13 protein-coding genes and 1 riboswitch are annotated in these 18,913 nt (G+C 72.9%); of the genes, 7 read left to right on the top strand and 6 right to left on the bottom strand.

All coding sequences use genetic code 11. The features are described from left to right. Window positions 1-16 precede the first annotated feature (16 nt). From ACF073_RS32390 to ACF073_RS32375, 4 genes are all read right to left on the bottom strand, one after another. Window positions 17-697: a response regulator gene (locus ACF073_RS32390; protein ID WP_392074999.1), complete on the bottom strand. Its 681-nt coding sequence runs from the start codon at window positions 695-697 to the stop codon at window positions 17-19. Continuing rightward, window positions 697-2,391, bottom strand: a complete 1,695-nt coding sequence (locus tag ACF073_RS32385; RefSeq protein WP_392074998.1) for an ATP-binding protein — start codon at window positions 2,389-2,391, stop codon at window positions 697-699. Before ACF073_RS32385 ends, ACF073_RS32390 begins: the two co-directional genes overlap by 1 nt. 106 nt (window positions 2,392-2,497) lie before the next feature. Next, window positions 2,498-3,439 carry a sucrase ferredoxin gene (locus ACF073_RS32380; RefSeq protein WP_392074997.1) on the bottom strand — a complete coding sequence of 314 codons (942 nt, stop codon included), beginning with the start codon at window positions 3,437-3,439 and terminating at the stop codon, window positions 2,498-2,500. A gap of 53 nt (window positions 3,440-3,492) precedes the next feature. Then, entirely contained in the window at window positions 3,493-4,749 is a 1,257-nt protein-coding gene (locus tag ACF073_RS32375; RefSeq protein ID WP_392074996.1) for a citrate synthase, read from the bottom strand. A 112-nt stretch (window positions 4,750-4,861) separates the two neighbouring features. Here ACF073_RS32375 and ACF073_RS32370 point away from each other — a divergent pair, with 112 nt between their 5' ends. Both ACF073_RS32370 and ACF073_RS32365 read left to right on the top strand, forming a co-directional pair. Continuing rightward, window positions 4,862-6,028 (top strand): citrate synthase/methylcitrate synthase, encoded by a 1,167-nt coding sequence (locus tag ACF073_RS32370; protein ID WP_392074995.1) that lies wholly within the window; start codon window positions 4,862-4,864, stop codon window positions 6,026-6,028. A gap of 210 nt (window positions 6,029-6,238) precedes the next feature. Then, a complete protein-coding gene (locus ACF073_RS32365; protein ID WP_392074994.1) occupies window positions 6,239-7,402 on the top strand; it encodes a CobW family GTP-binding protein in 1,164 nt (387 codons plus the stop codon). Here ACF073_RS32365 and ACF073_RS32360 read toward each other — a convergent pair. Further along, on the bottom strand, window positions 7,399-9,855 hold the full coding sequence (locus ACF073_RS32360; RefSeq protein ID WP_392074993.1) for a DNA topoisomerase (ATP-hydrolyzing) subunit A: 2,457 nt from the start codon (window positions 9,853-9,855) through the stop codon (window positions 7,399-7,401). The genes ACF073_RS32365 and ACF073_RS32360 overlap by 4 nt on opposite strands. Before the next feature lie 294 nt (window positions 9,856-10,149). Here ACF073_RS32360 and ACF073_RS32355 point away from each other — a divergent pair, with 294 nt between their 5' ends. The 4 genes from ACF073_RS32355 to ACF073_RS32340 all read left to right on the top strand — a co-directional run bounded on the left by ACF073_RS32355 (window position 10,150) and on the right by ACF073_RS32340 (window position 14,980). Next, window positions 10,150-11,544, top strand: a complete 1,395-nt coding sequence (locus ACF073_RS32355) for a M16 family metallopeptidase (RefSeq protein WP_392074992.1) — start codon at window positions 10,150-10,152, stop codon at window positions 11,542-11,544. Then, on the top strand, window positions 11,541-12,929 hold the full coding sequence (locus ACF073_RS32350; protein WP_392074991.1) for a M16 family metallopeptidase: 1,389 nt from the start codon (window positions 11,541-11,543) through the stop codon (window positions 12,927-12,929). The genes ACF073_RS32355 and ACF073_RS32350 overlap by 4 nt, the downstream gene beginning before the upstream one ends. Window positions 12,930-13,168: 239 nt before the next feature. Then, a riboswitch (cyclic di-AMP (ydaO/yuaA leader) is annotated at window positions 13,169-13,326 on the top strand. A gap of 13 nt (window positions 13,327-13,339) precedes the next feature. Further along, window positions 13,340-14,095 (top strand): M23 family metallopeptidase, encoded by a 756-nt coding sequence (locus ACF073_RS32345; protein WP_392074990.1) that lies wholly within the window; start codon window positions 13,340-13,342, stop codon window positions 14,093-14,095. 198 nt (window positions 14,096-14,293) lie between these two features. Next, complete coding sequence (locus ACF073_RS32340) at window positions 14,294-14,980, top strand: GntR family transcriptional regulator (protein ID WP_392074989.1); 687 nt, start codon at window positions 14,294-14,296, stop codon at window positions 14,978-14,980. A gap of 377 nt (window positions 14,981-15,357) precedes the next feature. On the opposite strand, the gene ACF073_RS32335 is transcribed toward ACF073_RS32340, so the two are convergent. Then, the gene (locus ACF073_RS32335; RefSeq protein ID WP_392074988.1) at window positions 15,358-15,639 is read right to left on the bottom strand and encodes an HPr family phosphocarrier protein; all 282 of its coding nucleotides are present in this window, start codon (window positions 15,637-15,639) and stop codon (window positions 15,358-15,360) included. Between the two features lie 178 nt (window positions 15,640-15,817). On the opposite strand from ACF073_RS32335, the gene ACF073_RS32330 reads away from it, so the two are divergent. Further along, a complete protein-coding gene (locus ACF073_RS32330) occupies window positions 15,818-18,643 on the top strand; it encodes a GNAT family N-acetyltransferase (RefSeq protein WP_392074987.1) in 2,826 nt (941 codons plus the stop codon). Window positions 18,644-18,913 lie beyond the last annotated feature (270 nt).

The following is an 18,913-nucleotide window of genomic DNA, read 5'->3' as shown; positions in this document are numbered from 1 at the left end:
GCTCCATGCAACCGGTTCAGGCGCGGGTGGACCACACATAGCGGTGTTCCGGGCGGCCCGCGTCACCGTACTTGAGGGTCAGCCGGGCCCGGCCGGTGCGCTCCAGGAGCCTCAGATACCGCTGGGCGGTCTGCCGGCTCACCCCCGTCCGCTCGGCTATCTCCTGGGCGGACAGCGGGCGTTCGGCGTTCAGCAGCGCCTGGCGCACCAGTTCGGCGGTGGTGGGGGAGTGCCCCTTGGGGAGGCCGGGCTCCGACGGGGCGGACAGGGCGCCGAAGATGCGGTCCACCTCCGCCTGCTCGGCCTCGCCGCCGCCGTCCAGGGTGCGTCGCAGCTCGGCGTACGCCTCCAGCTTGGCCCGCAGACCGGCGAAGGCGAACGGCTTCACCAGGTACTGCAACGCCCCCTGCCGCATGGCCGCCTGGACGGTCGACACGTCCCGCGCCGCCGTCACCATGATCACGTCGGTCTGGTGGCCGCGCCGGCGCATCTCCTGGACGACAGCGAGACCCGTCTCGTCGGGCAGGTAGTGGTCCAGCAGGACGAGATCGAGCCGGGGGAGGGTCTCCACCAGGTGCAGCGCGTCGGCCGCGCTGTGTGCCTCGCCGGCGACATGGAAACCGGGCACCTTCTCCACGTAGGCCGCGTTCACCCGGGCCACCCGGGTGTCGTCGTCCACGACCAGCACCTCGATCATCACGCCTCCTCGTCGGCGGTGGCGGGGACGTCCGCCGTCTGCGTGGCGGCCTCCGCCGCACCGGTGAGCGCCGGCTGGAGCGCCGGCCCGGTCAGCGCCTCGGGCAGGACCACGGTGAACTCCGCACCGCCGCCGGCCGCGGCGTCCACGGCCGCGCTTCCGCCCTGCCGCTCGGCGAGGCGGCGCACCAGGGAGAGCCCGATGCCCCGCTTGCCGTGCGGGGGCGGCTTCTTGGTCGACCACCCCTCGGTGAAGATCAACTCCTGCTGCTCGGCCGGGATTCCGGGGCCCGTGTCGCGCACCCGGAGGACGACCGTACGGCCCTGCGTGCGCAGCTCGACCTCCACGCGCGCGTGCGGTGTGCCCGCGACCGCGTCCAGGGCGTTGTCCACGAGGTTGCCCACGATCGTGACAAGCCCCCGGGGATCGATCAGCCGGTCCGGGAGCCGGGTGTGCTCCGACACCCTCAGGGCGACCCCGCGCTCCGCGGCCACGGTCGCCTTGCCGACCAGCAGCGCGGCCAGCAGCGGGTCCTGGATCTTCTCCGTGACCTGCTCGGCGGTGGCCCTGTGGTCTCCGACCACCTCGCCGACGAACTCGACGGCGTCGTCGTACATGTCCAGCTCCAGCAGCCCCAGCAGGGTGTGCATACGGTTGGCGTGCTCGTGGTCCTGGGCGCGCAGGGCGTCGATCAGCCCGCGGGTGGAATCGAGTTCGCGCCCCAGCTGCTCCAGCTCGGTGCGGTCGCGCAGGGTGGCCACGGCGCCGCCGTCGCCGGTGGGCATGCGGTTGGCGACCAGGACCCGCTGCCCGCGCACGGTGAGCAGATCGGTGCCGGTCACCCGGCCGGCCAGCACGTCGGTCGTACGGCCCGCGCCGAGCGCCTCGTCCGGGGTCCGCCCGACGGCCTCGTCGCCGATGCCCAGCAGGCGCCGCGCCTCGTCGTTGAGCAGGCGGACCCGGCCGCCCCGGTCGAGGGCGACCACGCCCTCGCGGATGCCGTGCAGCATCGCCTCGCGCTCCGCCAGCAGGGCCGAGATGTCGGAGAAGGCCAGGTCGCGGGTCTGCCGCTGGACCCGGCGCGAGATCAGCCAGGCGGCCAGCGCGCCCACCGCGAGGGCACCGCCCGCGTACGCGAACAGCCCCGGGATCGCGCTGATGAGCCGTGCCCGCACGCTGTCGTAGGCGATGCCGACGGAGACCGCGCCCACGACGCGGTGGTCGGCGTCGTACAGCGGCACCTTGCCGCGTGCCGAGCGGCCCAGGGTGCCGTTGTCGATCTCCATGACCTTCTGGCCGGCCAGGGCGCCGCTGGGGTCGGTGGAGACGTGGCGGCCGATCTCGGAGGCCGTGGGGTGCGACCAGCGCACCCGGTCCCGGTTCAGCACGACGATGTACTCGGCGTGGGTGGCCCGCCGGATCCGCTCGGCCTCCTGCTGCACCGGCCCGTTCCTGGTCGGCGGGGTGGTCAGGACGCCCTCGGCGATCTGCGGGTCCTGGGCCGCGGTCTCGGCGATGGCCAGTGCGCGGCGCATCGCCTCCTGGTCCAGCTGCTTGCTCAGAGGCGCCAGGAAGAGCCCGGTCGCGAGCACCGCGACTCCCGCGGCGATCGCCACCTGCATCAGCAGCATCTGGGAGAACATCCGCCGTGGCAGACCCAGGCGCAGCCGGCGTGCGGGGGGAGTGGGGCTCATATCCACGACGGTACGTGGGGTCGCCGGAAGCACCCCAGCGGGTGTGGTGTGGATCTCTTGATCAATTCTTGATCCGGTGATCAAGTGTTGACACTGGGGGTGCGCGCTAGCACGCCAGCGCCTCCGGCCTCAGCTCGCGCACCTCGACCACGTCCATGCGCGCGGGCGCACCGAGCACCGCCGCGCCACAGCTCTCCGCACGCGGCGGCAGTGACGTCCCCTGCGCCACGGTGACCCGCCAGCGGCGGCCGTCGGCGTGCGCGACGGTGACCCGCCAGCGGGGAGCCGCGCCGTCGGTCCGTACGACGCCGAGCACACCCGCCCGGTACTCGCCCGCCACCGAGCGGACGGCGAGCTCGGCCGCCTGGCCGGGCCGTTCCCACGCGGAACACCCGCGGCACCCCTCGACGACCACACGGCCCTCCTGGACACCGTGCAGGGCCTCTTTGATGGTGTGCGCCTCGGCCCGGCCGTAGGCGTAGCCGTACGGCAGCACGAGCACCGTGGGCGAGAAGCGATGTCCACCCAGATGGGTGACCTCCCAGACACCGCGCACCCCCGAGGCGGCCAGCTCAGCGGCGAGGGGGCGCCCCAGGAGGGCGCAGCAGCGGTCGCGCTTGCCGTTGGTGCACACCAGCGCCAGCGGGTCGTCCTGATGGGGCTGTCCGTCGAGCGCGGCGTCGAAGGAACGATGATCCCCCGCGCCGAGGCCGGCGAAGTCGAGGTCGAGCAGCCGCCGCGGATCACGGGTGGCGGCAGAGCGCAGCCACACGCGCCCCGGGACGGTGTGCGCGGCGAACACCTGCCGGATCGGGGGCGTACCGGGGTCGGCGTGGCGCCCGGGGCGGCGGATGAGCGCGACCCGCACGCCCGTTCCGTCGGCGGCGGCCTCCAGCGCCCGGCCCAGCACGGGGTCCAGGTGACTGGACGTGAGGGCCTTGACGCCCCAGGGACCGGGCTGTTCCAGCAGCAGCCACGTCGTCGCCGTGGCAGCCGTACCGGAAACCGGCTCGTCGAGGCTCCGGGAGACGGTCGCACACCTACTCACAGAGGTGAGCCTAACCTGACTCTGCGCGCGGGACTTCCGGCCGGGTCCTCGCTCTACTCCGGGAGGGGCTGGGGCGGGCGCGGACCGACGTAGTGACCGCTGGGACGCATGCGCAGCGGGCGCTCGCCGTACTCCTCCAGGGCGTGCGCGATCCAGCCCGCCGTCCGGGCGACCGCGAAGATCGTCTCACCGGCGGTGGCCGGCATGCCGCTGGAGGCGGTGAAGACCGCCAGGGCCAGGTCCACGTTGGCGTGCAGCGGGGTGTGCCGGGCGGTCGTGGCCACGATGTCGCGGGCCGCGAGCAGCGCGGACTCCGCACGCGGGACCTGCTCCAGGAGCTCGAACAGCACCCGCGCGCGCGGGTCCTCGCCCGTGTACAGCCGGTGGCCGAGGCCGGGCACCCGGCGGCCCGCGCGCAGCTCCTCGGCGATCACCGGGACCGCCGTGCCCTGGTCGAGTACGTCCAGGAGCATCCGGTGCGCCAGGCCGCTGGCCGCCCCGTGCAGCGGGCCCTCCAGCACGCCGAGACCGGCCGAGACGGCGGCGTACGCGTGCGCCCGGGCCGAGGCGGCGACCCGGACCGCGAGCGTGGACGCGGCCAGGTCGTGGTCGGCCAGCAGGGCCAGTGCCGTGTTCAGGACGCGCAGGGAGGCCTCGTCGGCCGGGCGGCCGGTCAGCCGGCCCCACAGGCGGTGGGCCAGCGGGCCCTCGTCCCGGTGTGCGAACCGGGCCGGGGGCAGCGCGGTGACGAGGGTGGGGATGAGGATGCGCGCCGTGTTCAGCACGGCCTCCTCCGACAGGTCGTAGCGCAGCGGGTCCTCGGCCGCCGCCGCGACCGCCGCCACCCGTAGCCGGTCGAGCGGGGAGGCGTGCTCGGACAGGGCGTCCACCGCGCGGCGGGCGACCGCGACGGTGGCCTCGGGCGCCGCGAACGTCACCCCCGGGGTCAGCCGGCCCGTCCACAGCCACTCCGCGACCTCCTCGTAGGAGTGGCGGCCGGCCAGGTCGACGGCGTCCACGCCCCGGAAGAAGTACCGGTCCTGCTCGATCAGCGTGATCCGGGTGCGGACGGAGAGGTCGCCGCCGGAGCCCGGACTCCCGGCCGCCTCGCGCCGGTTGCGGCGCGCGAGCGCCTCCACCTCCTTGCTCTCGAAGGTGCTGGACCGGCCGCCGGGTTCGCGTCTGCTGCTGAGCAGGCCGCGGCTCACGTACGCGTAGACCGTCTCGGGCTTCACGCCGAGCAGTTCGGCGGTCTCCTTGGTGGTCAGCCGAGGCCCGGGGCGGTGCGGAGCGGTGTCGTGATCGCGCATGGGCCCACCGTAGCGGCCTCTGCACATGTTGATGGTTATACATTGATCGGATCAACATTGACAGGAATTGAGTCAAGCATGGACAGTCGGATCAAGTCCAGGGAGGTAAACCATGACTGTCAACAGGACCGCCACCCCGCTCATCGAGGCCCCCCGCGGCCTCGCGGGCGTCGTCGTCACCGACACCGAAGTCGGTGACGTCCGGGGCAGGGAGGGCTTCTACCACTACCGGCAGTACTCGGCCGTCGACCTCGCGCGCACCCGGAGCTTCGAGGACGTCTGGCACCTCCTGGTCCACGGCACACTCCCGGACGCCCGGCGCGGCGCCGCCTTCGCCGCAGAGACCGCCGCGCTGCGGCGCCTGCCCGAGGACGTCCGCGCGGCCCTGCCCGCGATCGCCGGGGCCGGCCGCCGGTCCGGGCCGCTGGCCGGACTGCGCACGGCGCTGTCCCTGCTCGGCGCCACGCAGGGCTTCCGACCGGTGTACGACATCGACGCGGACCAGCGGCGTGCCGACACCGTGGCCGCCTGCGCGGCCGTACCCACCCTGCTCACCGCGCTGTACCGCCTCGGCCGGGGCCTCGACCCGGTCGAGCCGCGCGAGGACCTCTCCTGCGCGGCCAACTACCTGTACATGTTGACCGGTTCGGAGCCGGATCCGCGCCGGGCCCGTGCGGTCGAGCAATACCTGATCTCCACCATTGACCACGGATTCAATGCGTCAACGTTCACCGCACGTGTCATCGCCTCCACGGGCGCCGACGCGGCGGCCTGCCTCACCGGCGCCGTCGGTGCCCTGTCCGGGCCGCTGCACGGAGGCGCTCCCAGCCGGGCCCTGGACACGCTCGACGCGATCGGCACGCCCGACCGGATCGACGCCTGGATACGCGAGCGGGTGCTCGCCGGCGACCGGATCATGGGCTTCGGACACGCCGTCTACCGCACGGAGGACCCGCGTTCGCGGATGCTGCGGGACATCGCGCTCGGCTTCGGCGGCCCCCGGGTGCATTTCGCCGTGGAGGTCGAGCGCCGGGTGGAGGCCATCCTGGCCGAGCTGAAACCCGGTCGCGAACTCCACACGAACGTCGAGTTCTACGCCGGCCTGGTCATGGAACTGTGCGGCCTGCCCCGGGAGATGTTCACCCCCACCTTCGCGGCGGCACGGGTGGTGGGCTGGAGCGCCAACATCCTGGAACAGGCCTCCGACTCCAAGATCATCCGCCCGGTGGCGCGGTACGTGGGCCCGCGGCCGCCGGTTCCGGTACCGGCACGGCCCTGACTGTCCTGACGGTCCTAGCGGTCCTGCCAGCCCTAGCGGTCCTGCCGGCCCTAGCGGTGCTGCCGGCCCCGACGGCGGCCCCACCGGTCCTGACGGACGCGGCACCTCCCCCTGCCGGCACGGGCCGCCGCCGAACCCGGTGCCCCCCGCCTGGGCGCCCCGCTCTCTTATCCTGGTCAGCCAGTCGGTCCACGGAAGAGAGGGCGCCCGGTGGGCACCAGCCGTACCCCGCAGCAGATCCCCGTCGTCGTACTCGCCGGATTCCTCGGGTCCGGGAAGACCACGCTCCTCAACCACCTGCTGCACCGCAGCGGAGGCAGCCGGATCGGAGCGATCGTCAACGACTTCGGGGCCATCGAGATCGACGCGATGGCCGTCGCGGGTGCCCTCGGCGACTCGACCGTCTCGCTCGGCAACGGCTGCCTGTGCTGTGCCGTCGACGCCGGTGAACTCGACCACTACCTGGAACGGCTCGCCGCGCCCGCCGCGGGCATCGATGTGATCGTCATCGAGGCCAGCGGGCTGGCGGAGCCGCAGGAACTCGTCCGCATGGTGCTCGCCAGCGAGCATCCGGGCATCGTCTACGGCGGTCTCGTCGAGGTCGTCGACGCCGCCGAGTTCGATGCCACGCGCGCGAAGCATCCCGAGATCGACCGGCACCTCGCCCTCGCCGACCTGGTCGTCGTAAACAAGCTCGACCGCGCCGACGACGCCGGCCGGGCCCTGGAACTCGTCCGTTCGCTCACCGACCGCGCCGCCGTCGTCCCGGCCACCTACGGCCGGATCGACCCCGAGTTCCTCTTCGACTGCCGGCCCAGCGAGGAGCGCATCGGACAGCTCTCCTTCGACGACCTGCACGACCACACTCACGACGAGCACACCGAGGACGCGCCCGGCCACGACGGACCCCACGGCGACGGACCCCACGGCGACGGACCCCGCCACGACGGTCGCGGCCACGCCACGCATCTGCACACCGGCTACGACAGCCTGTCCTTCACCTCCGACGAGCCCCTGGAGCCCCGTCGGCTCATGCGGTTCCTGGACAGCAGGCCCGAGGGCCTGTACCGGATCAAGGGGTACGTCGGCTTCGGGCCCTACGATCCGCGCAACCGCTATGCCGTGCACGCCGTAGGCCGGTTCCTGCGCTTCTATCCGGAGCCCTGGGCGCCCGGCGAGGACCGGCTCACCCAGCTCGTGCTCATCGGATCCGGTATCGACGCGGACGCCCTCGGCAAGGAGCTGGAGGCGTGCAGGAACGACGCCCCGCACGCCGACGAGCACGGCATGTGGGGCGTCCTGCGCTACGTGGCGAGTCCGGACGCAGCGGAAGCGGACCGCGAGGAGCCGCCCGTCCGGGAGCCGTACGTCTAGAACACCGGCCCCGCCACCACGCCCACCGTCTTCGGCAGCGAGGTGCCCGAGCCGTCCCGGCGCGGGTCGGTCTCCGGCAGCTCCGCCGGGGTGCCGTTCTTCTGTGCCGCGCGCGCGGGAAGCGGACCCGCCCAGCCCAGCGACAGGCAGTCCTCGCCCTTCAGGAACCGCTGGCAGCGCACGCCGCCGGTGGCCCGGCCCTTGCGCGGGTACTGGTCGAAGGGGGTGAGCTTGGCCGTCGTCTGCACCGAGTCGTCCAGCGTGCCGCGCGAGCCCGCCACCGTGAACACCACCGCGTCGGCGGCCGGGTCGACCGCCGTGAAGGAGATCACCTTCGCGCCCTCGGTGAGCTTGATGCCCGCCATACCGCCCGCCGGACGGCCCTGCGGGCGCACGATGGAGGCCTGGAAGCGCAGCAGCTGCGCGTCGTCGGTGATGAACACCAGGTCCTCCTCGCCGGTACGCAGCTCCACCGCGCCGACGATCCGGTCGCCCTCCTTGAGCGTGATGACCTCCAACTCGTCCTTGTTGGACGGATAGTCGGGCACCACGCGCTTGACGACCCCCTGCTCCGTGCCGAGCGCGAGACCCGGCGAGGACTCGTCGAGCGTGGTCAGGCAGACCAGCGTCTCGCCGTCCTCCAGGGAGACGAACTCCGCCAGCGGGGCTCCTCCGGAGAGGTTCGGCACCGTCGTCGGCTCGGGCAGCTGCGGCAGGTCGACCACGTTGATCCGCAGCAGCCGTCCCGCCGAGGTCACCGCGCCGATCACCCCGCGCGCGGTGGTCTGCACCGCCGAGACGATGACGTCGTGCTTGACGCGCTTGGCGCCCGCCGCCGGGAACGGCTCGTCGGTCGCCGTACGGGCCAGCAGCCCCGTCGAGGACAGCAGCACCCGGCACGGGTCGTCGGCCACCTGCAGCGGCACCGTGGCGGCCGGGGCGCCCCCGGACTCCAGCAGCACCGTGCGCCGGTCGGTGCCGAACTTCTTCGCCACGGCGGCAAGTTCGGCCGAGACCAGCTTGCGCAGCTCCGCGTCCGACTCCAGGATCCGGGTCAGTTCCTCGATCTCGGCGGAGAGCCTGTCCTTCTCCGCCTCCAGCTCGATCCGGTCGAACTTGGTGAGCCGGCGCAGCGGCGTGTCGAGGATGTACTGCGTCTGCACGTCGCTGAGCGAGAAGCGCTCCATCAGGCGCTGCTTGGCCTGCGCGGAGTTCTCGCTGGACCGGATGATCCGGATGACCTCGTCGATGTCGACCAGTGCGGTCAGCAGACCCTCGACCAGGTGCAGCCGGTCGCGCCGCTTGCTGCGGCGGAACTCGCTGCGGCGCCGGACCACCTCGAAGCGGTGGTCCAGGTAGACCTCCAGCAGCTCCTTCAGGCCCAGGGTGAGCGGCTGGCCGTCGACCAGGGCGACGTTGTTGATGCCGAAGGTCTCCTCCATCGGAGTCAGCTTGTACAGCTGCTCCAGGATCGCCTCCGGCACGAAACCGTTCTTGATCTCGATGACCAGGCGCAGGCCGTGCTCGCGGTCGGTGAGGTCCTTGACGTCGGCGATGCCCTGGACCTTCTTCGCGTTGACCAGGTCCTTGATCTTCGCGATGACCTTCTCGGGGCCGACCGTGAACGGCAGTTCGGTGACCACCAGGCCCTTGCGGCGGGCCGTGACGGTGTCGACCGTGACCGTCGCGCGCATCTTGAAGGTGCCGCGCCCCGTCGCGTACGCGTCCCGGATGCCGTCGAGGCCGACGACCCGGCCGCCGGTGGGCAGGTCCGGGCCCGGGACGTGCTTCATCAGCGTGTCCAGGTCCGCGGTCGGGTACCGGATCAGATGGCGGGCGGCGGAGATGATCTCGCGCAGGTTGTGCGGCGGCATGTTCGTCGCCATGCCGACCGCGATGCCCGAGGCGCCGTTGACCAGCAGGTTCGGGAAGGCGGCCGGCAGAGCCACCGGCTCCTGCTCCTGGCCGTCGTAGTTCGGCGCGAAGTCGACGGTGTCCTCGTCGATCGACTCGGTCATCAGGCTCGTCGCCTCGGCCATCCGGCACTCGGTGTACCGCATGGCGGCCGGCGGGTCGTCGTTGCCCAGCGAGCCGAAGTTGCCGTGGCCGTCGACCAGCGGCACGCGCATGGAGAAGGGCTGCGCCATACGCACCAGGGCGTCGTAGATCGACGCGTCGCCGTGCGGGTGCAGCTTGCCCATGACCTCGCCGACGACCCGGGCGCACTTCACGTAGGCGCGGTCCGGGCGCACGCCCATCTCGTTCATCTGGTAGACGATCCGGCGGTGCACCGGCTTGAGGCCGTCGCGGGCGTCCGGCAGGGCACGCGAGTAGATGACCGAGTACGCGTACTCAAGGTAGGAGCCACGCATCTCGTCCACGACGTCGATGTCGAGGATTCTCTCCTCGAACGAATCGTCGGGCGGCGGGGTCTTCGTGCTGCGGCGGGCCATCGCTGCCTGGCTCCTTGCTGAAGCGTGGGACGGATCTGACGCGGACCATTGTGGACCTACGCACTGACAACCCGTGCCACGACCCGGTCCCGGCGACCCGGCGGGCGCCGGGGAGCCGGCCCGCCCCGGTGCGCGCGAGCCGGCCGGGAGGGGGCCCGACGCAGGCTACGCGATCCGCTGTGGGCGTACGCCCCGCGGGAACTCCGCCGAGGCCCCGCACGCTTTGCATACAGTGGCAGGAACGGCAGGAAAACCGCGGTTCGTACAACCGACTCCGCTCGTGAAGGGACGTACATGCCCATGGGTCACACGACCACGGCCGAGGCAGGCTCCGGGGGCCTGACAGCGACCGAGCACCGGCTGGCCAACGGTCTGCGCGTGGTGCTCTCCGAGGACCACCTGACCCCGGTGGCGGCGGTCTGCCTCTGGTACGACGTCGGTTCCCGCCACGAAGTCAAGGGGCGTACCGGCCTTGCTCACCTTTTCGAGCACCTGATGTTCCAGGGCTCCGGGCAGGTCAAGGGCAACGGTCACTTCGAGCTCGTGCAGGGCGCCGGCGGCTCGCTGAACGGCACCACCAGCTTCGAGCGCACCAACTACTTCGAGACCATGCCCGCCCACCAGCTGGAGCTCGCCCTCTGGCTGGAAGCCGACCGCATGGGCTCGCTGCTGGCCGCCCTGGACGATGAGTCCATGGAGAACCAGCGGGACGTCGTCAAGAACGAACGCCGCCAGCGCTACGACAACGTGCCCTACGGCACCGCCTTCGAGAAGCTGACCGCGCTCTCCTACCCGGAGGGCCACCCGTACCACCACACGCCGATCGGCTCGATGGCGGACCTGGACGCGGCTACCCTGGAGGACGCCCGCCGGTTCTTCCGCACCTACTACGCGCCGAACAACGCGGTGCTCTCCGTGGTCGGCGACATCGACCCCGAGCAGACCCTCGCCTGGATCGAGAAGTACTTCGGTTCGATCTCCGCCCACGACGGCAAGCCCGCCCCCCGCGACGGCTCCCTGCCGGACACGATCGGCGAGCAGAAGCGCGAGGTCGTCGAGGAGGAGGTCCCGGCGCGCGCCCTGATGGCCGCCTACCGGCTCCCGCACGACGGCACGCGCGCGTGCGACGCGGCCGACCTCGCCCTGACCGTCCTCGGCGGCGGCGAGTCCTCCCGCCTGTACAACCGGCTGGTGCGCCGCGACCGTACGGCCGTGGCGGCCGGCTTCGGCCTGCTGCGCCTGGCCGGCGCCCCCTCCATGGGCTGGCTCGACGTGAAGACCTCCGGTGACGTCGAGGTGCCGGTCATCGAGACCGCCATCGACGAGGAGCTGGCCCGGTTCGCCGCGGAGGGCCCCACGCCCGAGGAGATGGAGCGCGCCCAGGCCCAGCTGGAGCGCGAGTGGCTGGACCGGCTCGGCACGGTCGCCGGCCGCGCCGACGAACTGTGCCGCTACGCCGTCCTGTTCGGCGACCCGCAGCTCGCCCTGACGGCCGTCAAGCGCGTCCTTGAGGTCACCCCGGAGGAGGTCCAGGAGGTCGCCAAGGCCCGGCTGCGGCCCGACAACCGCGCGGTCCTCGTCTACGAGCCGAAGTCCCCGGAGACCGTCGAGGACGCCGGGGTCCCCGAGGACCCGGAGCAGGAAGCGACCGTAGAGGCCGGCAACGAGAACGAGGAGACGGCCAAGTGACCGAGCTCGCCACCATGGAGTTCCACCCCCAGCCGCAGCCGGGCGAGGCCAGGCCCTGGGCGTTCCCGGCCCCCGAGCGCGGCACGCTGGACAACGGCCTGACCGTGCTGCGCTGCCACCGCCCCGGCCAGCAGGTCGTCGCGGTCGAGGTGCTGCTCGACGCGCCCCTGGACGCCGAGCCGACCGGCCTCGACGGCGTCGCCACGATCATGGCGCGAGCCTTCTCGGAGGGCACCGACCGGCACTCCGCCGAGGAGTTCGCCGCCGAGCTCGAGCGCGCGGGCGCCACCTTCGACGCGCACGCCGACCACCCCGGCGTCCGGATCGGCCTGGAGGTCCCGGCCTCCCGCCTCGCCAAGGGGCTCGGCCTGCTCGCCGACGCCCTGCGCGCTCCCGCCTTCGCCGAGAGCGAGGTCGAGCGCCTGGTCCGCAACCGCCTGGACGAGATCCCGCACGAGCTGGCCAACCCCTCCCGCCGGGCCGCCAAGGAACTGTCCAGGGAGCTGTTCCCGGCGGCCTCGCGCATGTCCCGCCCGCGCCAGGGCACCGAGGAGACGGTCGAGAAGATCGACGCCGCGGCCGTCCGCGCCTTCTACGACCGCCATGTGCGGCCCGCGACGGCCACCGCGGTCGTCGTCGGCGACCTGACCGGCATCGATCTGGACGAGCTGCTCGGCGAGACCCTGGGCGCCTGGACCGGCACCCCGGGCGAGCCCCGGCCGGTGCCGCCGGTGACCGCCGACGACCGCGGGCGCGTGATCATCGTGGACCGGCCCGGTGCCGTCCAGACGCAGCTGCTCATCGGCCGGGTCGGCCCCGACCGGCACGACCGGGTGTGGCCCGCCCAGGTGCTCGGCACGTACTGCCTCGGCGGCACGCTGACCTCGCGCCTCGACCGCGTCCTGCGCGAGGAGAAGGGCTACACGTACGGCGTGCGGGCCTTCGGGCAGGTCCTGCGGGCGGCACCGGAGGGCACGGGCGCGGCGATGCTCGCCATCAGCGGCTCCGTGGACACGCCGAACACCGGCCCGGCACTGGACGACCTGTGGAAGGTGCTGCGCACCGTCGCGGAGGAGGGTCTGACCGACGCCGAGCGGGACGTCGCCGTGCAGAACCTCGTCGGTGTGGCGCCGCTGAAGTACGAGACCGCGGCGGCCGTCGCGGGCACGCTGGCCGACCAGGTCGAGCAGCACCTGCCGGACGACTTCCAGGCCACGATGTACCAGCGGCTGGCCGCCACGGGCACGGTGGAGGCCACCGCCGCCGTCGTGAACGCCTTCCCGGTGGACCGTCTGGTGACCGTCCTCGTCGGCGACGCGTCCCAGATCAAGGAGCCGGTGGCGGCGCTCGGCATCGGCGAAGTCACCGTCGTCACCGCGGAGTAGCGGCCGGCGCCGCGCGGCAGCCGCGCGGCAGCACGCGCGCGTGTGGGCCCTCACGACCTACGGGTCGTGAGGGCCCACACTGTTCCACTCTCTTCCTCAGATGCCCGTTTTGGGCCGGAGGTTGCCCGTCTGCCCTGTGGGATGCGCTACAAAAGACCGGATTCGTTTGAGGATTGAAAGCGGGCCGCCGTAGCGTCATGCGGGCTGTTCGTCAGGCAGTACGCCGCGTCCGCGGCACCGGACAGTCATCGCCGAGTCCCCGTACGGCGCGAGCCAGGGGAGCCGGGGACCCACGTCCCCTGGGGTGAATCGGGCGCCGCGCGACCGCGGGGGGCCCGTAGGAGACCTTCCTGCTCCGAACCCGTCAGCTAACCCGGTAGGCGAGAAGGAAGGAAAGGACCAGCCACTTCATGGCGTTCATGTGCGCCACCGGGAAGCACCGCAAGCCCGGACGGGTCAAGCGGACCACGGCCCAGGCGGCCGGCATCGCGGCCCTCACCACCACCGGTGTCATCGGCACCCTCGCCGCCTCCCCGGCGCTCGCCGCCGAGACCTCCCCCGAGCAGACGGGCCTGACCCCCGTCCTCACCGCGACCGAGGGCGTCGCCGAGCAGATCGACGCGCAGGCCGCCGCCCAGCAGCAGGCCGCCGAGCAGAAGGCGGCCGAGGCGGCCGCCGCGAAGGAAGCCGCCCAGCGCGCCCAGGAGGTGCGCGAGGCCAAGGCCCGCGCCGCCCGCGAGGCCGAGCGCAAGCGGCTCAACGCCTTCGTCGCCCCGATCGCGCACTCCTACGTCTCCACGGGCTACCAGGCGAGCAGCTCCCTGTGGTCCTCCGGCTCGCACACCGGCATCGACTTCCACGCGGCCAGCGGCACCTCCGTCCACGCGGTCGGCGCCGGCACGGTCGTCTCCACGGGCTGGGGCGGCGCGTACGGCAACCAGATCGTGATCCGGATGGCCGACGGCATGTACACCCAGTACGGGCACCTGTCGTCCATCGGCGTCACGGTGGGCCAGAAGATCCTCCCGGGCCAGCAGATCGGCCTCTCCGGCGCCACCGGCAACGTCACCGGCCCGCACCTCCACTTCGAGGCGCGGACGACCCCGGACTACGGCTCGGACATCGATCCGGTCGCCTACCTCCGCAAGCACGGCGTGAACATCTGACGCCACCCCAGCACCGTCCGAAGCCCCGGCTCACCGAGCCGGGGCTTTCGCCGTTTTTCACGCCGCGCCGCAGGTCCGCTGTCCAAAAATATATCCATGGATTACGGCCCGCCGTCGGAAATTCCGGCTCATTGGAATAGAGTCACGGGACACGCGTCCATCGTCGGCGTTTCACGGGGATTAAGGCGGAGGTCGGTCATGCGTATTCCGGCGCACTCGGTGTGCACCGCTGTCCGGGACGACATCATCGCCGGTGTCTACGAACGCGGCAGCCGCCTCACCGAGGAAGTCCTGGCCCGCCGCTACGGTGTCTCGCGCGTCCCCGTGCGCGAGGCGCTGCGCACCCTGGAGGCCGAGGGCTTCGTGGTGACGCGCCGGCACGCGGGCGCGTGCGTGGCCGAGCCGGCCGAGCACGAGGCTGCCGACCTGCTGGACATGCGGATGCTGCTGGAACCGCTGGGCGCCGCCCGGGCCGCCCAGCGGCGCACCGAGGCCCATCTGAAGGTGCTGCGCGGCCTGGTCAGGCTGGGCCAGGAGCGGGCCCGGCGCGGCAACAGCGACGATCTGCGCTCGCTGGGCGGCTGGTTCCACGAGACGCTCGCCCAGGCTTCCGGCAGCCCCTCGCTGACCTCGATGCTCACCCAGCTGCGGCACAAGATCGCCTGGATGTACGCGGTGGAGGCACCGCTGAGCCCGGTGGAGTCCTGGGTGGAGCACGGTGCGATCGTGGACGCGGTGGCGCGCGGGGACGGCGAGCGCGCGCGGGCGCTGACGGCGCTGCACACCGAGCGCGCGACGGGCGCGCACCGGCTGCGCTTTTCCGGCGCTGCGGAGCGTGTGAGGACTTCGCAACATGCCGTAAACATTTCGAGCCCGCGCCATTAACACGGACGCCGTATACAAAGAAGAGTAATTCGGGGGCGGAGTCATTTCTGCTGCCCGAATTCGGTTGTACCCGGAATTGGGTCGCGCGGCGGGTGCACGGCCGGCGCGGAACGGCTGTGACGCAGGGTTCTGGATTCCGGTGGACCGAGCCGGCGCGCACGGCCACCGGCGCGCGCACGGCCCTCGCGTACGCGGCCACCGGCGCACACCCGGCCCTGGCGCACAGGACCACTGACAGGCACGCCCGTCGGCGCATACCGCGAAGCCGCGCCGCCCTTGCGGGCGAACGCGGCTCCGGCGTGCTGTGCGGTGATCGCTCAGTCAGTCTCAGACATACGCAGACGTACGCAGGTGTACGCGGACGTACTCAGACGTGCTCAGACGGTCTCGGGCAGCTCTTCCAGGCCCTCGGCGACCAGCTTGGCCAGACGGTCGAGGGCGACGTCCGCGCCCTCGGCGTCGGAGGCGAGGACGATCTCCTCGCCACCCTGGGCGCCCAGGCCCAGGACGGCGAGCATGGAGCCCGCGTTGACGGGGTTGCCGTCAGCCTTGGCGATGGTCACCGGGACGCCTGTGGCCGTGGCGGCTCGGACGAAGATGGAGGCGGGGCGGGCGTGGAGACCCTCGGCCCAGCCGACGTTGACGCGGCGCTCAGCCATGTGTTGCTGCCCTTCAGTGCTCAGGGTTGTCTAGACCAGTTTCCCACATCGTGGGGCATGCCCGGAGAGGGCCCTCGTCCCGCTCCGGTGTGAGGTCGGACCGCGGCCTCGGTCCGGCTCTCCGTCCCCCACAGACTGCCTCGCGCCGTTGTCGTACGCGAGCCGTACTCTGGGGCCCATGCAGACCTCGGCGGACCGGCAGGACCGGCACCACTACCCCGCCCACTGGGAGGCGGACGTGGTGCTGCGCGACGGCGGCACCGCACGCGTCAGGCCCATCACCGCCGATGACGCCGACCGCCTGGTCAGCTTCTACGAGCAGGTCTCGGACGAGTCGAAGTACTACCGCTTCTTCGCGCCGTACCCACGGCTCTCCGCCAAGGACGTCCACCGCTTCACCCACCACGACTTCGTGGACCGGGTCGGACTCGCGGCCACCATCGGCGGCGAGTTCATCGCCACCGTACGCTATGACCGCATCGGCGCCGACGGCCTGCCCGCCTCCGCGCCCGCCGACGAGGCCGAGGTCGCCTTCCTGGTGCAGGACGCCCATCAGGGCCGCGGGGTCGCCTCCGCCCTGCTGGAGCACATCGCGGCCGTCGCGCGCGAGCGGGGCATCCGCCGCTTCGCCGCCGAGGTGCTGCCCGCCAACAACAAGATGATCAAGGTGTTCACGGACGCCGGCTACACCCAGCAGCGCAGCTTCGAGGACGGCGTCGTCCGCCTGGAGTTCGACCTCGAACCCACCGACCGCTCCGTCGCCGTCCAGCACGCGCGCGAGCAGCGCGCCGAGGCCCGCTCGGTCCGGCGCCTCCTCGCGCCCGGCTCCGTCGCGGTCGTGGGCGTCGGCCGCGCCCCCGGCGGGGTGGGCCGCAGCGTCCTCGGCAACATCCGCGACGCCGGTTACACCGGCCCGCTGCACGCCGTGAACAAGGCATTCCCTGAGGACCTCAAGGAGGTCGACGGGGTGCCCGCGCACCGCTCGGTGCGGGACATCGACGGGCACGTCGACCTCGCCGTCGTCGCCGTACCGGCCGCGCACGTGCCCGCCGTGGTCGCCGAGTGCGGCGAGCACGGCGTCCAGGGGCTGGTCGTGCTCTCCGCGGGCTACGCCGAGAGCGGGCCGGAGGGGCGCGTGCGGCAGCGCGCCCTGGTGCAGGCCGCGCGCGCGTACGGCATGCGGATCATCGGCCCGAACGCCTTCGGTGTCATCAACACCGCCCCGGACGTCCGGCTGAACGCCTCCCTCGCCCCCGAGCCGCCCCGCGCCGGCCGCATCGGCCTGTTCGCCCAGTCCGGCGCCATCGGTATCGCCCTGCTGTCCCGGCTGCACCGGCGCGGGGGAGGCGTGACCGGTGTCACCGGCGTCTCCACCTTCGTCTCCGCCGGCAACCGCGCCGACGTCTCCGGCAACGACGTCCTGCAGTACTGGTACGACGACCCCGAGACCGACGTCGTCCTCATGTACCTGGAGTCCATCGGCAACCCCCGCAAGTTCACCCGGCTCGCCCGGCGGACGGCGGCGGCGAAGCCGCTGGTGGTGGTGCAGGGGACCGGCACGGCACCGCAGGGGCACGCGGTCCGCGCCACCCGGCTGCCGTACGCGACGGTCTCCGCGCTGCTCCGGCAGGCCGGCGTGATCCGGGTCGACACGATCACCGAGCTGGTCGACGCGGGGCTGCTGCTCGCGCGGCAGCCCCTGCCCGCGGGGCCGCGCGTGGCCATCCTCGGCAACTCCGAGTCGCTGGGCGTGCTGACGTACGACCGCTGTGTCGCCGAGGGGCTGCGGCCGGCGCGGCCGGTGGACCTGACGACCGGGGCGCGCGCCGAGGACTTCCACCGGGCGCTGTCGGCCGCGCTCGCGGACGACACGTGCGACTCGGTCGTGGTCACCGCCATTCCCGCGATCGGCGAGGCGTCGCCGGGGGACGCCGAGCTGGCGGAGGCGCTGCGCTCGGCCGCGGCCTCGGTTCCGGACAAGCCGGTCCTGGTGGTGCACGTGGAACTCGGGGGCCTCGCGGAGGCGCTGTCGGCCGCGACGAGCACCGCCCCGCGGGCCGCCGGGGACGCGCCCGGCACCGCGGCGGCGGCGGGGGCGGAGGCGGGCGGTTCCGCCGTCCTCGCGGCCCCTCCCGAGGACTCCCGGCTCATCCCCGCCTACCCCGCAGCCGAACGCGCCGTCCGCGCGCTCTCCGAAGCCGTGAAGTACGCGCAGTGGCGGCGGGAGGCGGCCGACCCCGGGAAGGTGCCGGAGTACGACGACATCGACGAGAAGGGCGCGGCCCGGCTGATCGCGGGGCTGCTGGAGCGCGGGGCGGGGCTCACCCTCTCCGCCGCCGAGACCTGCGACCTGCTCGGCACGTACGGCATCCGCGTCCGCCGGGCGGTCCCCGCGCCCACCGCGGAAGCCGCCGCCGAGGCCGCCCGCGCCCTCGGCTACCCGGTGGCCCTCAAAGCCACCGCCCCGCACCTCAGGCACCGCGCCGACCTCGGCGGTGTCCGCCTCGACGTGGCGGACGAGGAGCAACTGCTGCGGTCGTACACCGAGTTGACCGAGCTGTTCGGACCGCCGGAGGAACTGCGGCCGGTGGTGCAGGCGATGGCGCCCAGGGGGGTCGACACCGTCGTCCGCGCGGTGATCGACCCGGCGGCCGGGGCCGTGCTCTCCTTCGGCCTCGCCGGTGCCGCCTCACAGCTCCTCGGAGACACCGTCCACCGGCTGATCCCCGTCACCGACCGGGACGCCACCTCGCTGGTGCGCTCGATCCGCACCGCACCGCTGCTGTTCGGCTGGCGCGGTTCCACACCGGTGGACACCCCCGCGCTGGAGAGGCTGCTGCTGCGGGTGTCCCGGCTGGTCGACGACCACCCGGAGGTGGTCGCGGTCACCCTGGAGCCGGTCGTCGTCGCCCCGCACGGCGTGAGCGTCCTCGGCGCCACCGTGCGGCTCGCGCCCCCGCCCGCCCGCGACGACCTGGGCCCGCGCACGATGCCGGCCTACTGACCGGGGGAGGGGGCGGCATGGAGATCGCCGGGCGGCGGCTGCCGGCAGCCCGAGGACGGCACCACCCCACGGCCCGGCCGGCCGCCGGTCCGAGAGCGGCTACGGCCTCACACCGAGCAACGCGAGCCCCCTCCGCGGTCCCGCGCATGCGTCCCGGCCTCCGAGCCGTATCCCTCCGCGGTCCCGCGCATGCGTCCCGGCCTCCGAGCCGTATCCCTCCGCGGTCCCGCGCATGCGTCCCGGCCTCCGAGCCGTATCCCTCCGCGGTCC

Origin of the sequence: Streptomyces sp. NPDC015171 (genome assembly GCF_043079545.1) — a bacterium.
Classification (GTDB): domain Bacteria; phylum Actinomycetota; class Actinomycetes; order Streptomycetales; family Streptomycetaceae; genus Streptomyces.
This window is presented reverse-complemented; position numbering and strand designations above follow the sequence as displayed.

What these genes read in the sequence shown, in the direction of transcription:
- ACF073_RS32390 (WP_392074999.1), bottom strand. Translation starts at nt 697, where the DNA reads ATGATCGAGGTGCTGGTCGTGGACGACGACACCCGGGTGGCCCGGGTG.
- ACF073_RS32385 (WP_392074998.1), bottom strand. Translation starts at nt 2,391, where the DNA reads ATGAGCCCCACTCCCCCCGCACGCCGGCTGCGCCTGGGTCTGCCACGG.
- ACF073_RS32375 (WP_392074996.1), bottom strand. Translation starts at nt 4,749, where the DNA reads ATGCGCGATCACGACACCGCTCCGCACCGCCCCGGGCCTCGGCTGACC.
- ACF073_RS32370 (WP_392074995.1), top strand. Translation starts at nt 4,862, where the DNA reads ATGACTGTCAACAGGACCGCCACCCCGCTCATCGAGGCCCCCCGCGGC.
- ACF073_RS32360 (WP_392074993.1), bottom strand. Translation starts at nt 9,855, where the DNA reads ATGGCCCGCCGCAGCACGAAGACCCCGCCGCCCGACGATTCGTTCGAG.
- ACF073_RS32355 (WP_392074992.1), top strand. Translation starts at nt 10,150, where the DNA reads ATGCCCATGGGTCACACGACCACGGCCGAGGCAGGCTCCGGGGGCCTG.
- ACF073_RS32345 (WP_392074990.1), top strand. Translation starts at nt 13,340, where the DNA reads ATGGCGTTCATGTGCGCCACCGGGAAGCACCGCAAGCCCGGACGGGTC.
- ACF073_RS32340 (WP_392074989.1), top strand. Translation starts at nt 14,294, where the DNA reads ATGCGTATTCCGGCGCACTCGGTGTGCACCGCTGTCCGGGACGACATC.
- ACF073_RS32335 (WP_392074988.1), bottom strand. Translation starts at nt 15,639, where the DNA reads ATGGCTGAGCGCCGCGTCAACGTCGGCTGGGCCGAGGGTCTCCACGCC.
- ACF073_RS32330 (WP_392074987.1), top strand. Translation starts at nt 15,818, where the DNA reads ATGCAGACCTCGGCGGACCGGCAGGACCGGCACCACTACCCCGCCCAC.